Source organism: Cupriavidus sp. CP313 (assembly GCF_054072015.1).
Map to the genome: position 1 here is coordinate 1 of NZ_JBSVZB010000096.1, position 638 is coordinate 638.

At 58.0% G+C, this 638-nt stretch carries 1 protein-coding gene; it reads right to left on the reverse strand.

The window, feature by feature from the left end; translation table 11 throughout:
- A partial coding sequence (locus tag ACW4E8_RS41050; protein ID WP_456809701.1) for an IS110 family RNA-guided transposase occupies positions 1–505 on the reverse strand: 505 nt, incomplete at its 3' end.
- Positions 506–638 lie beyond the last annotated feature (133 nt).

The window sequence follows — 638 nt, forward strand, 5'->3', positions numbered from 1 at the left end:
TCTCAATTTCTTCCCGACGGGCGCGTATTTCGGCCAACCCGGCGTGGCGGCCTGCCGCGAAGTGCAGTCCAAATTCGCCCAGCAATCCGCGAAGCTGATTGATTCGTCGCGTACGCGTGTCGACCAGCTCGGAACGAATCCGGTGCAAGCCCAGCAGGGCTTGCTGGGCTTCAGTCTTTACCGGCACGCAGGGCATCCCTGGTTGCTGCGCAGCCGTCCATATCGCACGTGCATCGGCAGCATCCGTTTTGTTGGTCCGTACGAACGAGCGGACATAGCGCGGATTGATCAGGGTGGCTTGATGTCCCAGACTTTGAATCTTGCGCGCCCACCAGTGCGAGCCGCCGCAGGCTTCCAAGGCAAAGTGGCCAGTTGGGCAATTGCCCAGAAACTGAATCAACCGGGGCTTGGAGAAGCGTTGGCTATGGATCTCGCCAGTGGGGTCTATCCAATACATCTGGAAAACCGACTTTGCAATATCCAGCCCGTATGTCGTAGCATTCATTTGGGCTCTCCTTACCTCAAGTGATTGGTCGAACTTTCACTTTGGCACATCGATGCCGTCGGTCAAGCGAGAGCCCCTTTGCATTTCGGGCCGGGTGCCTACGCTAGGGCGGGCGGTGTTCATACCATCTCTC